This is a genomic window from Pseudomonas sp. ADAK13, assembly GCF_012935715.1.
In the GTDB taxonomy this organism is placed as follows: domain Bacteria; phylum Pseudomonadota; class Gammaproteobacteria; order Pseudomonadales; family Pseudomonadaceae; genus Aquipseudomonas.
The window spans coordinates 6,300,142-6,314,333 of sequence record NZ_CP052860.1 but is presented as its reverse complement, the minus strand read 5'-3'; the positions used below and the strand labels follow the sequence as shown (position 1 = coordinate 6,314,333).

General features: G+C 62.3%; 16 protein-coding genes. 7 read left to right on the top strand and 9 right to left on the bottom strand.

The window, feature by feature from the left end:
• Positions 1-145: 145 nt before the first annotated feature.
• From HKK54_RS29175 to HKK54_RS29150, 6 genes are all read right to left on the bottom strand, one after another.
• Positions 146-1,099 carry a D-2-hydroxyacid dehydrogenase family protein gene (locus HKK54_RS29175; protein ID WP_169388726.1) on the bottom strand — a complete coding sequence of 318 codons (954 nt, stop codon included), beginning with the start codon at positions 1,097-1,099 and terminating at the stop codon, positions 146-148.
• 26 nt (positions 1,100-1,125) lie between these two features.
• Positions 1,126-2,139, bottom strand: a complete 1,014-nt coding sequence (locus tag HKK54_RS29170; protein ID WP_169388725.1) for an alpha/beta fold hydrolase — start codon at positions 2,137-2,139, stop codon at positions 1,126-1,128.
• A 56-nt stretch (positions 2,140-2,195) separates the two neighbouring features.
• Positions 2,196-2,627 carry a YqaA family protein gene (locus HKK54_RS29165; RefSeq protein WP_169388724.1) on the bottom strand — a complete coding sequence of 144 codons (432 nt, stop codon included), beginning with the start codon at positions 2,625-2,627 and terminating at the stop codon, positions 2,196-2,198.
• Positions 2,628-2,630: 3 nt separating this feature from the next.
• Positions 2,631-3,077, bottom strand: a complete 447-nt coding sequence (locus HKK54_RS29160) for a DUF411 domain-containing protein (RefSeq protein WP_010171588.1) — start codon at positions 3,075-3,077, stop codon at positions 2,631-2,633.
• Between the two features lie 153 nt (positions 3,078-3,230).
• Complete coding sequence (locus tag HKK54_RS29155; RefSeq protein ID WP_169388723.1) at positions 3,231-3,686, bottom strand: SRPBCC family protein; 456 nt, start codon at positions 3,684-3,686, stop codon at positions 3,231-3,233.
• 90 nt (positions 3,687-3,776) lie between these two features.
• Complete coding sequence (locus HKK54_RS29150) at positions 3,777-5,771, bottom strand: methyl-accepting chemotaxis protein (protein ID WP_169388722.1); 1,995 nt, start codon at positions 5,769-5,771, stop codon at positions 3,777-3,779.
• 200 nt (positions 5,772-5,971) lie between these two features.
• Here HKK54_RS29150 and HKK54_RS29145 point away from each other — a divergent pair, with 200 nt between their 5' ends.
• Positions 5,972-6,370, top strand: coding sequence for a hypothetical protein (locus HKK54_RS29145; RefSeq protein WP_169388721.1), 399 nt, complete (start codon positions 5,972-5,974; stop codon positions 6,368-6,370).
• Positions 6,371-6,376: 6 nt separating this feature from the next.
• Here HKK54_RS29145 and HKK54_RS29140 read toward each other — a convergent pair whose 3' ends face one another.
• Positions 6,377-7,372, bottom strand: a complete 996-nt coding sequence (locus HKK54_RS29140) for an aldo/keto reductase (RefSeq protein ID WP_010171580.1) — start codon at positions 7,370-7,372, stop codon at positions 6,377-6,379.
• Positions 7,373-7,491: 119 nt separating this feature from the next.
• On the opposite strand from HKK54_RS29140, the gene HKK54_RS29135 reads away from it, so the two are divergent.
• Positions 7,492-8,409 (top strand): LysR family transcriptional regulator, encoded by a 918-nt coding sequence (locus HKK54_RS29135; RefSeq protein WP_169388720.1) that lies wholly within the window; start codon positions 7,492-7,494, stop codon positions 8,407-8,409.
• Here the strand turns inward: HKK54_RS29135 and HKK54_RS29130 are convergent.
• On the bottom strand, positions 8,400-9,305 hold the full coding sequence (locus tag HKK54_RS29130; RefSeq protein ID WP_169388719.1) for an AraC family transcriptional regulator: 906 nt from the start codon (positions 9,303-9,305) through the stop codon (positions 8,400-8,402). The two genes, HKK54_RS29135 and HKK54_RS29130, sit on opposite strands and share 10 nt — an antisense overlap.
• Positions 9,306-9,407: 102 nt before the next feature.
• Here HKK54_RS29130 and HKK54_RS29125 point away from each other — a divergent pair, with 102 nt between their 5' ends.
• Genes HKK54_RS29125 through HKK54_RS29105 form a run of 5 tightly spaced genes read left to right on the top strand, consistent with a single transcriptional unit; the run spans position 9,408 to position 13,841 of the window.
• Positions 9,408-9,968: a carboxymuconolactone decarboxylase family protein gene (locus tag HKK54_RS29125; protein WP_169388718.1), complete on the top strand. Its 561-nt coding sequence runs from the start codon at positions 9,408-9,410 to the stop codon at positions 9,966-9,968.
• A 52-nt stretch (positions 9,969-10,020) separates the two neighbouring features.
• The gene (locus HKK54_RS29120) at positions 10,021-11,082 is read left to right on the top strand and encodes an acyl-CoA dehydrogenase family protein (protein ID WP_169388717.1); all 1,062 of its coding nucleotides are present in this window, start codon (positions 10,021-10,023) and stop codon (positions 11,080-11,082) included.
• Positions 11,079-11,882, top strand: a complete 804-nt coding sequence (locus HKK54_RS29115) for an ABC transporter ATP-binding protein (protein WP_010171570.1) — start codon at positions 11,079-11,081, stop codon at positions 11,880-11,882. The genes HKK54_RS29120 and HKK54_RS29115 overlap by 4 nt, the downstream gene beginning before the upstream one ends.
• Positions 11,869-13,068 (top strand): ABC transporter substrate-binding protein, encoded by a 1,200-nt coding sequence (locus HKK54_RS29110; RefSeq protein ID WP_010171568.1) that lies wholly within the window; start codon positions 11,869-11,871, stop codon positions 13,066-13,068. Before HKK54_RS29115 ends, HKK54_RS29110 begins: the two co-directional genes overlap by 14 nt.
• 14 nt (positions 13,069-13,082) lie before the next feature.
• On the top strand, positions 13,083-13,841 hold the full coding sequence (locus tag HKK54_RS29105) for an ABC transporter permease (RefSeq protein ID WP_177325006.1): 759 nt from the start codon (positions 13,083-13,085) through the stop codon (positions 13,839-13,841).
• Positions 13,842-13,899: 58 nt separating this feature from the next.
• Here HKK54_RS29105 and HKK54_RS29100 read toward each other — a convergent pair whose 3' ends face one another.
• Positions 13,900-14,037 (bottom strand): hypothetical protein, encoded by a 138-nt coding sequence (locus HKK54_RS29100; RefSeq protein ID WP_010171564.1) that lies wholly within the window; start codon positions 14,035-14,037, stop codon positions 13,900-13,902.
• Positions 14,038-14,192 lie beyond the last annotated feature (155 nt).

The following is a 14,192-nucleotide window of genomic DNA, read 5'->3' as shown; positions in this document are numbered from 1 at the left end:
GACCCATCGGTCATGAGTCTAGGACAAGATCCCGGAGCCTGCGGGGTCTGTGGGGGATTTTGTAGGACAAATTTTTTTTCATGTACAAAAGCGCCCACTTCCTGGCCACCAGGAAGCGGGCGCTCTTAATTGGTGCGTGGAGTGATCAGGACAGCGGGCGAACGGGCACCCCTTTGGCCCACGCTTGAATGTCTTCAATCATCTGTTCGTAGAACTGGCGGTAATTCTGCTCGCTGACATAACCGACGTGTGGCGTGGCCAAGACATTCGGCAACTGGCGGAACGGGTGCCCGTCCGGCAACGGCTCCTGGGCGTACACATCCAGGGCAGCGCCTGCCAGCCGGCCATGGGTCAAGGCGTCAATCAGGGCCGCCTCATCGACAATCGGACCGCGGGACGTGTTCACCAGGTGCGCAGCAGGTTTCATCCAGCCCAGCGCCTCGGCGTCCACCAGCCCGCGGCTGCGGTCACTGAGTACCAGGTGAATCGACAGTACATCCGCCTGTTCAAACAGCTCGCGCTTGCTGACCCAGGTTACGCCGGCTTCGGCGGCGCGTTCCGGCGTGAGGTTTTCGCTCCAGGCAATCACCCGCATGCCAAATGCCTGGCCGTATTTGGCGATCTTCTGGCCGATGCTGCCCAGCCCGAGGATCCCCAGGGTCTTGCCGTACAGATCGCCACCCAGGCCCACTTGCCAACCGCCTGCCCGCAGGGAATTGGCTTCGGCCAGCAGGTTGCGGGTGGAGGCCATGATCAGCGCCCAGGTCAGTTCCGGGGCGGCGTGCTTGTAACTGTCGGTGCCGCACACCTGGATGCCCAGGGCCTTGGCGGCGGGAATGTCGAGGGCCGCATTGCGCATGCCGCCGGTCACCAGCAACTTGAGCCGGGGCAAACCTTGCAGCAGTGCCTGATCGAAGGTGGTGCGTTCGCGCATCACGCAAATCACCTCAAAACCCTGCAAACGCTCGATCAAGGTGGCGGTGTCCGCCGGGTAGTCGTGGAGGAAGTGCACCTGGCCCACCGACGCCAGGACTGACCAGTCCACCACGCCACTGGCCACATTCTGCCAATCATCAATCACTGCGATCTGTACCGACATTCACGCGTGCCTCGAAAAAGGTTGGATTAGAGGGCATTCAGCCCTTGCAACAGTGCCTTGTGAAACTGTGCCGGCTCTTCCATTTGCGGCGCATGGCCCAGGCCCGGGAATTCCACCAGGGTGGCGTGGGGGATCAGCTTGGCCACTTGCTTGCCTAACACGGCGTAGTTGCCGATCTTCGCCTTGACCGCCGGTGGCGCGATGTCTTTGCCAATGGCGGTGTTGTCGGCGGTGCCGATCAGCAGCAGGGTGGGCATCTGCAGGTCCTTGAACTCGTAGTACACCGGCTGGGTGAAAATCATGTCGTAAATCAGCGCCGAGTTCCATGCCACCTGGGTGTGGCCGGGGCCCTTGTTCATGCCGGCGAGCATCTGCACCCAGCGCTCGTATTCGGGCTTCCAGTGGCCGGCGTAGTAGGTGTCGCGCTCATAATTGCGGATGCCGTCGGCGGTCAGTTTCAGCTCGCGCTCGTACCATTGGTCAACGCTGCGATAGGGCACGCCAATGGCTTTCCAGTCTTCCAGGCCGATAGGGTTCACCAACGCAAGCTGTTCGGTTTGTTCCGGATAGAGCAGGGCGTAGCGCGTGGCAAGCATGCCACCGGTGGAATGGCCGAGAAGCGTGGCCTTTTGAATGCCGAGTTTTTCCAGGAGTTGGTGGGTGTTGATCGCCAATTGCTGGAAGCTGTACTGGTAATTGTCCGGCTTGCTGGAGGTGCAGAAACCGACCTGGTCGGGGGCGATCACCCGGTAACCGGCGTCGCTCAGGGCCTTGATCGAGGCATCCCAGGTGGCGCCGCAGAAGTTCTTGCCATGCATCAGCACGATGCTGCGGCCATTGGCTTTGCCCTTGGCCGGCACGTCCATGTAGCCCATTTGCAAGGATTTGCCCTGGGACTGGAAGGTGAAGTGCTCCACCGGATAAGGGTATTGGAAGCCTTGCAGTTCGGGGCCGTAGGTCGGGCCCTCGGTGGCGGCGAAGGCGGGAAGGGCGCTGCCGAGCAGCAGGCCGGCGACGCAGAGTGAGCGGATGTTGGGCATGGGGACAGGCTCCGGGAACAGTGCCCGGATGCTGTGGCGAGGGGATTAACGGGAGATTAAATCCAGTGCAGGGTCAGCAGGGCCAATACCCCGTAGCGCGCACCTTTGGCCAGGGTCACCAGCAGCAGGAAACGCCAGAACGGTTCGCGCATCACCCCGGCCACCAGCGTCAGGGGGTCACCGATGATCGGCACCCAACTGAGCAACAATGACCAGTGGCCCCAGCGTTGATAGTGGGTACGGGCCTTTTCCAGGTGTTTCGGGCTCACCGGAAACCAGCGTCGTTCCTTGAACCGTTCAACCGAACGCCCCAGCAACCAATTGACCAGCGAGCCCAATACGTTGCCCAGTGTTGCAACCCCAAGCAGCAGCCACAGGCTGTAATGCCCGCTGATCAACAGCCCCACCAGCACCGCCTCCGACTGCATCGGCAACAGCGTGGCAGCGCCGAAGGCGGCGAAAAACAGCCCCAGGTAACCGGCGAGCATCAATCAGCGGGCCGGGTAGTCAGCCACGACGACATCTTTGCCTTCACGGGTCAGGCCGATCACCTGGTAGGCATCGCTGCTGCCGTCCATCTCCATGCCCGGCGAGCCCAGCGGCATGCCCGGCGCCGCAATGCCCAGCAAATCGTCGCGCTTGCGCAGGGCCAGCACCTGATCGGCAGGCACATGGCCTTCGACGAACTTGCCGTCGATCACCCCGGTGTGGCACGACGCCAGGCGCGGCGCCACGCCCAGGCGTTGCTTGACCTCACTCATGTTGGCTTCCACATGGTCGTTGACCTTGAACCCGTTGCTTTCCAGGTGGGCAATCCACTTTTTGCAGCAACCGCAGTTGGCATCGCGGTGCACATCAATCGGGATCAGCTCGGCGGCCTGGGCCAGGGGGCTCATGAGCAGGGCCGACAGCGCGGCCAGTCGCAGGGTGGTTTTCATCGTCATCTCATCAGGTAAAGGGCAACGCCGGGCATTCTCCCTGCTTTTCAGCAAAGGGTTTTCCGGGAGTGTTACGAGGTTTTACGAAAAACCGACAGCACCAGAATAACGGCCTGGTGCTGTCGGAAAACTGAGGGGGAGATGACGGTTTTGTCAGGTAATCGAGGATTCCAGGCGCTGCTTGAGTTGATCAAGGGCCTGGTTGGACAGCGCGACCATGCGTTCATGCAGGGTGATCAGTTGCAGTTCGGTTTCATAGGTCAGGATGCGCTTGAACAGCGTGCCGCTGCCCCGTGTTTGCAGCAGGTAATGGATACAGCCGTCGACGGCCAGGGACGTGAATGCGGTCTTGAACTCCCGCGGTCGCTGCGCAATCTGCACGCGATAGCTCATCGGCACCCGCACACCCAGCAGGTCGATGGTTTCGGTAAAACGGTGGCCGCTGGGTAACGAGCCGGTGATGCCGGTGTCGGCACCCAGGGATGTCGGATGCCATTCATGCCAGCGATCCGGTTGGGTGACGTAGTCGTAAACCGCTTCGATAGGGACTTGGATAAAGCGTTCCTGACTGATCTGCTCAGTGCGGATCGGGTGCTCAACTGCGTGCATGACACACCTCCTGTGTGGCGAGACTAAGCACTTTGAGCTGTCAGAATAGTCCGGCTCCCGCACATTGCACGGGAGTCGGCAGGCTATTTTTCAACGCACCTTGAAGCGTCCCATCAACGCAATTACCCGGCCATTCGCATCCAGCAGGCTCTGGGTGTTGTGTTCCGTGGCGTGGCCGCTTTGCACCAGTTCTTCGACCATGTGGCGGATGTGCACCATGCTGCGGTTGATTTCCTCGGTCACCGCGCTTTGCTGTTCGGCAGCCGTGGCGATCTGGGTGCTGAGGTTGTTGATATGGCTGACAGAGCCGGCCATCTCGTCCAGGCCCGTGTTAACCCGTGCGGTAGCGTCCGCGGCGGACTGGCAACTGGCCTGGGTGGCTTCCATGGCGGTCACCGAAGAGCTCACCCCGGTGGTCAGGCGCGCGAGCATTTCGTTGATCTGCGAGGTGCTGGCCTGGGTGCGGGCGGCAAGGGCACGGACTTCGTCGGCGACCACTGCAAACCCCCGCCCCTGTTCGCCGGCGCGGGCGGCTTCGATGGCCGCATTGAGTGCCAGCAGGTTGGTCTGGCCGGCGATGGCGCCGATTACGCCGAGGGTTTCGGTGATGCGGGCGGCGTCCTGGCGCATGTTTTCCACGGTGTGAGTGGCGCTGGAAACCTCACCGATCAACGCGCTGACGCTGCGCGAAGCTTCCCCGACCACCACCCGCGAACGGTCGGCGTGCTCGTTGGCGCGCTGGGTGAACGCGGCGGTTTCGGCGGCGTTCTCGGCCACGGTGTCGGCGGTGGAGCTCATCTCGGTGATGGCGGTGACGGTCTGGTCGGTTTCCGAGGCATGGCGCACCAGGATCTGGTTGGTCTGGGCGGATGTCTGCTGCAACTGCGCCAGGCTCGACGACATGGCGCCGGTGGCCTGGGTCACTTCACCGATCATGTTCTGCAGGTAGACGATAAAGCGGTTCACCGAATGCCCGATCGCCCCCAGTTCGTCCTCGGCGCGAATGGTAATGCGTCGTGTCAGGTCGGCATCGCCGTTGGACAGCGCGTCGATGTTGGTCTTCAGCGCGGTCATCCGTTTTATCAACTGGCGGATGGCATACACCTGCAACAGCACCAGCAGCAGAATCATCGGGATTTGCAGCATCGCCAGGGTGCCCAACACGTCATCCCGCTGGGCGGTGATCAGCGAAGTCGGGAGTGCCGTGGCCAGGAACCACGGCGTGCCTTCGATCGGGCGCATGAAGAAGGTGCTGGCCACGCCCTGGTTGTCGAACTCACTGCGCTGCAGGGTTTGATCGCGATGGGCCAGGCCGGCGCTGACCTGGGCGGCAAAGGCTGAGGTGCCGACCAGTTCGCTGATGTTTTTCAACACCACCGGGCTGCTGAGGCGCGTGCTGTTGCTGATGATCTTGCCGTCGCCTTCGACGATCAGCATTTGTCCGCCGAGGTCTTTTTCCTTGCTGGCCACCAGGTCGTTGAAGAAGCCCAGGGTCACGTCGATGGTGGCGACGCCGTACGCCGCGCCGTCACGCTGGATCGCCATCGCGCAGTTGGTGCGAGGCTCCTGGCTGGCGTCATCCTTGTAGGCTGCCGCCCAGGCGCACTGGCCACGGGGTGAGGCGAGCCCGCCCTTGTACCAGCTCTGGTCGTAATAATTGGGGGCCGCGTCGCTGTTCCAGAAGGTATTCACGGCCAGCTTGCCCGAGGCATCGCGGTGCCAGAAGGTGCTGTGTTTGTTACGCCCCGGCGTGCGCTGGTTGGGCAGGGGCCAGATGCCGCCGCCGAACACTTTCAGTTCGCCGTACTGGTCCACCAGGCCGGGCAGCACCTTGTCGATGGCGTCGCTGTCCAGCAGTGGGATGGTTTGGGTGATGCTGCGTTGCTGGGCCTGAACCTTGTTCAGCTCGCCCTGGATCTGCTCGGCCACTTCGGCAATGCGATTGAGGGCCACCTGTTCTTCGGTGTGGCGCAGCTTGGGGGCCACCAACTGTCCGATGCCCACCACCGTCAATACGAATAACAACAGGACGAACAGCACCAGAAACAGGGTGTAACGGGCTTGGATAGAGCGCAATGAGGGCATGGGGTCGTCCTTACGAAGCGTTTATTGTGCGACGCGGCTTTGTTAGAGCTTCGAAGGGCTATCGGCTTGGGAGGGAGGAGCTTTAGGTACTATGGTGCAAGAAAGTAGTACGAATAAATAAAACCTGTAGGAGGCTTCTATTTTGGGTGGCCGGGGTGTTTGATGCGGGCTTGAATCTGCGACGGATCCCCCGGTAAAACATGGACGAAATCATCTATCAGGTGGTGAATTGGCTGAGCATTGAACACCACACGCGCAGAGGCACCACCAACAACTACCTGGCGCTTTTATACCTGGCCGTCACAATTGGCGGCGTGGTAGTCGCCAGGGAGCTTGCCGCCAAGCGCAAGGCCCTCAAGGCACGCGCCACTGAGGCGTTAACCACTGCGCCATTGACCGCCACCTCGTTTACCGAGGAAGACGGCCTACCGGTCAAGTGCACGGGCACCCTGCGACAGGACGCCGACGGCTATACCGTCAGCATCACGCGCAACAGTGTGGAGTTCCACAGCGAGCGGTTGCCTTCGCTGGACGAGGTTGATACCTGGCTGAGAGCCCACACGCCCTTCATCCTGTCGGACTTTCGCAAGCACCCTTGAGGGGGGTTATTTGTCGAGCATCTGCATGACGGCTTCCGGGTAACGCAATCCGGCGGTTGCATTGGCCGGGAAGATCGCTTCCAGCGCCGCCAGCTCGGCCGGGCTCAGCTTGACCTCCAGTGCGGCGACGTTCTCTTCGAGGTACTTGCGTTGCTTGGTGCCGGGGATCGGGATCAGGTAATCCCCTTGCGCCAATACCCAGGCCAACGCCAGCTGCCCGGCGGTCACGCCCTTATCGGCGGCCAGTGCCTGCACCTGTTCCACCAGCAACAGGTTCTTCGCAAAGTTCTCGCCCTGAAAACGCGGGCTGAAGCGGCGGTAGTCATCCGCTGCAAAATCGTCCGGGCTTTTCAGGGCGCCGGTGAGGAAGCCCCGGCCCAGCGGGCTGTACGGCACAAACGCAATGCCCAGGCGCTGGCAGGCTGCCAGGCAGCCGTTGTCTTCCTGGTCGCGGCTCCACAACGAATATTCGCTTTGCAGGGCGCTGATGGGATGAACCTTGTGCGCGCGCTCCAGGGTGGCGGCCGACGCCTCGCTCAAGCCCAGGTAACGCACCTTGCCTTGCTTGACCAGCTCGGCCATGGCGCCCACGGTTTCTTCAATCGCCACGTCGGGGTCGATGCGGTGCTGGTAGTACAGGTCGAGGGTTTCCACGCCCAGGCGTTTCAAGGTGCCGTCGATGGCATCCCGAATGTATTCCGGGCGGCCATTCACGCCGCGTATCGTGGGGTTCGACGGGTCGCGCACGATGCCGAATTTGCTGGCAAGGAACACCTGGTCGCGCTTGCCGGCGATGGCCTTGCCGATCAGCGCTTCGTTGGTGTGGGGGCCGTACATGTCGGCGGTGTCCAGCAGGTTGATCCCCAGTTCCAGGGCGCGATGCAGGGTGGAAATGGCTTCGGCGGTGTCGGTGCCCGTGGTGTAGAAATCGGTCATGCCCATGCAGCCGAGGCCGATGGCGGAAACCTGGGGACCGTTTTTGCCGAGTTGACGAGTGTGCATGGGTCCAGCTCCTGTGTGGGGAAGGGCTCCATTGTTGCCCTCGACAAAAGCGGGATAAACCGGCTAAAACCACTATCACTATTATGAAATTCTAAACAATCCTCGAAGGAAACCCGCCAGTGGACCGTTTTAACGCCATGCGTGTGTTTGTGCGGATCGTCGAACTGGGCGGCTTTGCCAAGGCCGCCGACAGCCTGCAGCTGCCGCGCGCTTCGGTGACGATTCTGATCAAGCAACTGGAAGCCCACCTTGGGGTGCAACTGTTGCAGCGCACCACGCGCCAGGTCAGCTCGACCCTGGACGGTGCCGCCTACTACCAGCGCTGTGTGCGGCTGTTGGCCGACCTTGAGGAAACCGAAGCGGTATTCTCCACCAGCCGGCGTAACCCGCGCGGCACGTTGCGCATTGATATGCCGTCGGGGATCGGGCGTTTCCTGGTGATTCCGGCGCTGCCCGAGTTCACCACCCGCTACCCGCAGATCGACCTGGAAATCGGCCTTAACGACCGCCCTGTGGACCTGATTCGCGAAGGCGTGGATTGCGTGTTGCGCGGTGGCCTGGCGCTGGACGAGTCACTGGTGGCCCGGCCGCTGGCAATGATGGATCAGGTGACCTGCGCCAGTCCCGGCTACGTGCAGCAGTTCGGCCTGCCGTCGACACTGGATGATTTGGCCGGCCACCGGGTGGTCGAGTACTTCTCCAGCACCAGCGGCAAGCGCTATGGCCTGGAGTTCCAGTTGGGCAATGACATACGGTTGGTGGACCTGCCCAAGCAAGTCGCCGTAAACAGCGCCGACGGTTACCTGGCGGCCTGTGAAGCGGGTTATGGCTTGGTGCAGACGCCTTACTATCACGCGGTTCGCCAGTTGGAAGCGGGCACCCTGGTGGAGGTGCTGGCGGACCTGCAACCACCGAAGTTGCCATTGACCGCGCTGTACCCGCCGCACCGCCAGTTGTCGCAGCGGGTGCGGGTATTTGTCGATTGGCTGGTGGAACTTTGCGCCCGGCCGGGCAACGGGTTGCAGCGTCAGCCTTGAGCTTTGCGATAGGCGCCGGGCTGAAAGCCGGTGACCTTATGGAAGGCGCGGGTGAAGGCGGCCACCGATTGATAGCCCACGGCCAGGGATACGTCTGCCACGGTCTGGTCCTGCTTGAACAATTGGCAGGCATGGCGCACGCGCATCATCAACAGCACTTGCCCCGGCGACTGGCCGCACAGTTCATTGAAGCGCTTGAAGAACGCCGAGCGCGACAAGCCGGTGCAGGCCGCCATGCTTTCCAGGGTCCAGGGATCCGCCGGCCGTGCGATGAGTTGTTCCAGCAGGCGCGCGAATGCCGGTTGCCGGGCCAGCGCCGCGAGGCCGCCGAGTTCGGTGTTGTCCAGTACCTGTTGGCGCAGCACATACAGAAACAGCAGGTGGCACAGGCGCTCCAGCAAGGCGGGTGAGGGCGCGGGTGTGCGCTCGCATTCCTGCAGGATCAGTTCGAACAGGTTGCGTGCGGCCGTCAGCGAAGGGTCGCCCGCCCGCAGAATGATCCAGGCGGGCAGGGTGTCGACAATCATCGCCGACAGCCCGGATTGAAAATGAAAGAACCCGCACACCAGGCCTACGCCGTCGCTTGCCTGGCTGTCCAGCGGCAGCATTGGCTTGCGCGGGCATTCCTGGGCGCCGTCGGCGGTGCCATCGCTGGACAAGCGATACGCCAGGTCCCGCAGCAGGAACACCGCGTCGCCGTTGTTCAGCGGGTAAGGGGTGGAGTCGCCATCGATGTGCATCCAGCAGTGCCCCTGCACCACCAGATGAAAGCTCGCGCTCGCCAGGCCGTGGGTGCTGGCACGCCAGTCGCCGCAGTAACGCCCGACGTGAAACAGACTGGTGTTGAGTTCGAGGCTATCTAATAACCAATCGACGAGTGAACTGGACGAATTCATCTAATGGAAAGACTCAAGAGCAAGTAATCGCTACTTTAGACTATTGAGCGGATTTTTTATAACCAACAGACTTGGTACACGAATCCATGAGGAGACCACTCCATGTCCCGCGTACCGATGCTAACCCTGGAAACCGCCCCTGAAGCGGCCAAGCCCTTTCTGGAAAATGCCCTGAAGGGTTCCGGGTTCATCCCCAATCTGCTGGCGGTGCTGGCCAATGCCCCGGCGGCACTGGAAACCTACATCACCGTGTCCGGCCTGAACGCCAAGTCGGACCTGAGCCTGGCCGACCGTGAAGTGGTGCAGTTGATTGCCGCCACGACCCACGGTTGCGATTTCTGCGTCGCCGGGCACACTGCCGTAGCGCGCAACAAGGCCAAGCTGCCGGAAGACGTGATCGACGCCTTGCGCCAGCGCGGTGAATTGCCCAACGAGCGTTATGAGACACTCGCCGAGTTCACCCGCGAAGTGATCGCCACCCGCGGTGATGTCAGCGACGCCGGTTATGCCGCGTTCCGTGAGGCGGGTTACACGGACGGTCATGCGCTGGAGGTTATCCTGGGCGTGAGCCTGGCGACCCTGTGCAACTTCGCCAACGTGTTCGCCCGTACCCCGCTGAACCCGGAGCTGGCGCAATACCGTTGGGAAAAACCGGCAAGCTGAAGGCGCGCAAGCGTTCGCGATGGTAAACATGCTGTAACAAGGAGAAACATGAATGCTTGACCCAATCTTGAGCCGTTGGCTCGATGTTCAAGCGCAGGCCCTGGATGTGGGCAGTTGCGATCCGCAGGAAGTGCTGCCACGGCTGGCAGAGGCCAATGTATTACGTATCGGTGTGCCCAAGGACCTCGGTGGCCTGGGCGGCGATGTCACGGGCGCAGTGGAAGCCATTGCCGACGTGGCCAGCCATTCCCTGGCGTCGGCGTTTGTCTGCTGGGGCCAACGCTCGTTTATCGAGTACCTGCTGCAAAGCCCGAACCAGCGGCTGCGCGAGCAACTGCTGCCGGACCTGCTGAGCGGCAAGCTCGCCGGGGCGACCGGGCTATCCAACGCGATGAAGTTTTTGTCTGGCATCGAGACGCTGCAAATCAGCGCCGAGCCGACGGATCACGGCTGGAACCTCAATGGCCGCCTGCACTGGGTGACCAACCTGCGTAAGAACGGGTTTGTGGTGGCAGCTGCCATCGAGCATGCCCAGGGCGGCGCGCCGTTTATCCTGGCGATTCCCGATTCGGTGAGCGGCTTGCAACGGTCCCGTGACCTGGAGCTGTTGGGCCTGCAATCAAGCAATACCGCCGCCCTCGGCTTTGAAGCCGTGGAGCTGAGCCGCGACTGGCTGCTGCATGACGATGCGCGCAAGTTCCTGCCGGCGGTGCGCCCGGCGTTTCTCGGTTTGCAGTGCGGCATGTCCATCGGCCTGGCCCGGCGTTCGCTGGCTGAGGTGGCCAATCACTTGGGCTCCAGCCGCACCGTATTGCGCGAAGAACTGGAAGTGCTGCGTACCTCGCTGGAACAGGCGGTCAACGACCTCAAGAAAGGCCTGCTGAGTGGCCGCTTCGGTACCGAGCCGGTGCCGTTGTTTCGCCTGCGCATTGCCCTCGCCGAAATTGCTGCCAGCGCTGTTCAGCTTGAGTTGCAAGCCAGCGGCGGCAAGGCCTACCTGACCGCCCACGGCAGCGGTTTTGCCCGGCGCTGGCGCGAGTCGGCGTTTGTGCCGATCGTGACCCCGAGCCTGGTGCAGTTGCGCACCGAGCTGAACCGTCAGGCCAATCTATGAGCCAGGCGGTATTGCACGCCCAGGGGATTTGCCTGGGGTACGCGGGCAATTCGGTGCTGGAGGGTTTCGACCTGCAGCTGCAGCCGGGTGAAGTGGTGTCGATCCTGGGCCCCAGCGGTGTTGGCAAGTCCAGCCTGCTGCGGGTGCTCGCCGGTTTGCAGGCGCCCCAGGGCGGCAGCATCAGCCTGCTGGGCGAGCCATTGAACGGCCCGCATCCACGGGTGGCGGTGGCGTTCCAGGACCCCAGCCTGCTGCCGTGGCTGAGCCTGGAAAAGAACGTCGCCTTCGGCCTGGACTTTGCCCGCCAACCGCACCTGAGTCCTGAAGAGCGCCGCCAGCGGGTCGACCACGCAATCAACGCCGTAGGCCTGGAACACGCCCGGCAGCAATTCCCGGCGGCGTTGTCCGGCGGCATGGCCCAGCGCACCGCGTTGGCGCGTTGCCTGGCGCGCCAGCCGCAGGTGTTGCTGCTGGACGAACCCTTCGGCGCCCTGGATGAAGTGACCCGTGCCGACATGCAGCACCTGCTGCTCAAGGTCAACCGCGAGCAAGGCTCGGCGGCGGTGCTGATCACCCACGACATCGACGAAGCGCTGCTGCTGTCCGACCGGATTCTGCTACTGGGTAACCGCCCGGCGCGGACCCTCGGTGAATGGCGCATCGACCTGCCGCAACCGCGGGAAGAACAGGTAGAAGCCATCGGCATCCTGCGCATCGAGATTCTCAAAACCCTACGGCAGGCGAGCCGCACTAACCCCCAACCCACTGAACTGCTGGAGCCTTGCCATGTGTCTGGATGACCTCACTCACTCGCGCCGTGACTTTCTCAAACTCTCGGCCGTGCTCAGTGCCGCCGGTGCCTTGCCACTGCTCAGCAGTTTGCAGGCTCGGGCGGCCAGTGAGCCGGACGCACCGGTACGTATCGGCTACTTGCCGATCACCGACGCCACGCCGTTGTTGGTGGCCCACAACAATGGCCTGTTCGAAGCCGAGGGCATCAAGGCCGAGCGCCCGGTGCTGTTGCGCAGTTGGGCGCAGGTGATCGAGGCGTTTATCTCGGGCCAGGTCAACGTGATTCACCTGCTGTCGCCGATGACGGTGTGGGCGCGTTACGGCAGCAAGGTCCCGGCCAAGGTCGTGGCCTGGAACCACGTGGGCGGCTCGGGTTTGACCGTGTCCCCGGGCATTACCGACGTGAAGCAACTGGGCGGCAAGTCGGTGGCGATTCCGTTCTGGTACTCGATCCACAACGTGGTGGTGCAGCAGTTGTTCCGCGACAACGGCCTGACCCCGGTGGCGCGTGCCGCTGGCAGCGCGATTGCCGCCAATGAAGTCAACCTGATCGTGTTGCCGCCCTCGGACATGCCGCCGGCGCTGGCCAGCAAGCGCATCGACGGCTACATCGTCGCCGAGCCGTTCAACGCCCTGGCCGAAAACCTCAACGTGGGCCGGGTGCAGCGCTTTACCGGCGACGTGTGGCGCAACCACGCGTGCTGCGTGGTGTTCATGCACGAGCACGACCTGACCAACCGCCCGGAATGGTCGCAGAAGGTGGTGAATGCCATCGTCAAGGCCCAGGTCTGGACCCGTGACAACCGCGAAGAGGCAGTAAAGCTACTGTCCAAGGACGGCGAAAACCGCTACACCCCGCACGCCGAGCCGGTGCTGCGCAAAGTCCTCGCGCCGGCGGCCAGCGACCGTGCCGCGTACCTGGCCGATGGTGCGATCCAGCACGCCAACTGGGACGAGCACCGCATTGACTTCCAACCGTATCCATTCCCCAGCTACACCGAGGAACTGGTGCGCCGCTTGAAGGACACGCTGATCGAGGGCGACAAGAAATTCCTCGCCGACCTGGATCCTGCCTTCGTCGCCAAAGACCTGGTGGACGACCGCTTCGTACGCAACGCCATCGCGGCGGTCGGCGGTATGAAAACCTTCGGCCTGCCGGAAGGCTTCGAGCGAAACGAGGAGATTGGCGTTTGAATCACGGCAAAACCTTGGGACTGCCGGGCTGGTTGCTCGGCTTGAGCGGGCTGGCAGGGTTGTTGTTGCTCTGGTGGCTGGGGGTGAAGGTATTTGGCAGTACAGACGGTTTGTCTGCGCGGTTCTCGCTGTCGGCGACCTTCGCCAGCCTGTGGGAATTGCTGGGGCGCAGCGAGCTGTACCTGAACATCGCCGTGAGCCTCAAGCGAATCTTTGTCGGGCTGTTCCTGGCGTTGCTGATAGGTGTGCCGTTGGGCTTGCTGGTGGGCAGTTCGCGCAAGCTGGAAGCGGCGACCACGCCGGCCTTCCAGTTTTTGCGGATGATCTCGCCGCTGTCGTGGATGCCCATCGTGGTGATGTTGATGGGCGTGGGCGACCAGCCGATCTACTTCCTGCTGGCGTTCGCGGCGGTGTGGCCGATTCTGTTGAATACCGCGGCGGGTGTGCGTCAGCTTGACCCGCGCTGGCTGCAACTGAGCAAAAGCCTGAGCGCCACGCGCTGGGAAACCTTGCGCCGGGTAATTATTCCCGGGGTCATGGGGCACGTGCTGACCGGCGTGCGCCTGGCCATCGGCATTCTGTGGATCGTGCTGGTGCCGTGCGAGATGCTCGGGGTCAGTGCGGGGCTGGGTTACTACATCCTCGACACCCGTGACCGGCTGGCTTACTCGGAGCTGATGGCGATGGTGCTGCTGATCGGCTTGCTGGGCTTTGCTCTGGATGCGTTTGCGCGGTGGTTGCACCAGCGTTGGGTGCATGGCGCCAACAGTTAGGCCTGGCCCTTCAAAACAAACCCGACTGGATGTCGGGTTTGTTGTTTATGCAGCGTGATCAGCGATGGTAATACCCCGGTCCGCCGTCGTAGTAGCGATGGTCATGCCACCCGCCACCGCCGTGGGGGAAAATAATGCAGCCGCTCATGCTCAGCATGATCAGCAAGGGAATCAGCAGTGTGATTCGACGAAGCATTTCCAGATCCTCTAGGGTACTCACAGGTTCAATCAGGCGTTGGACAAGCCAAAGTTTTTCATCGCCTGTAACATGAGACCCCGCCGACCCCATTCCATCCCCGCCAAAGGGTATGCGCTTGGTGTGGCAGTCGATACAAAGTGGATACAATTTTT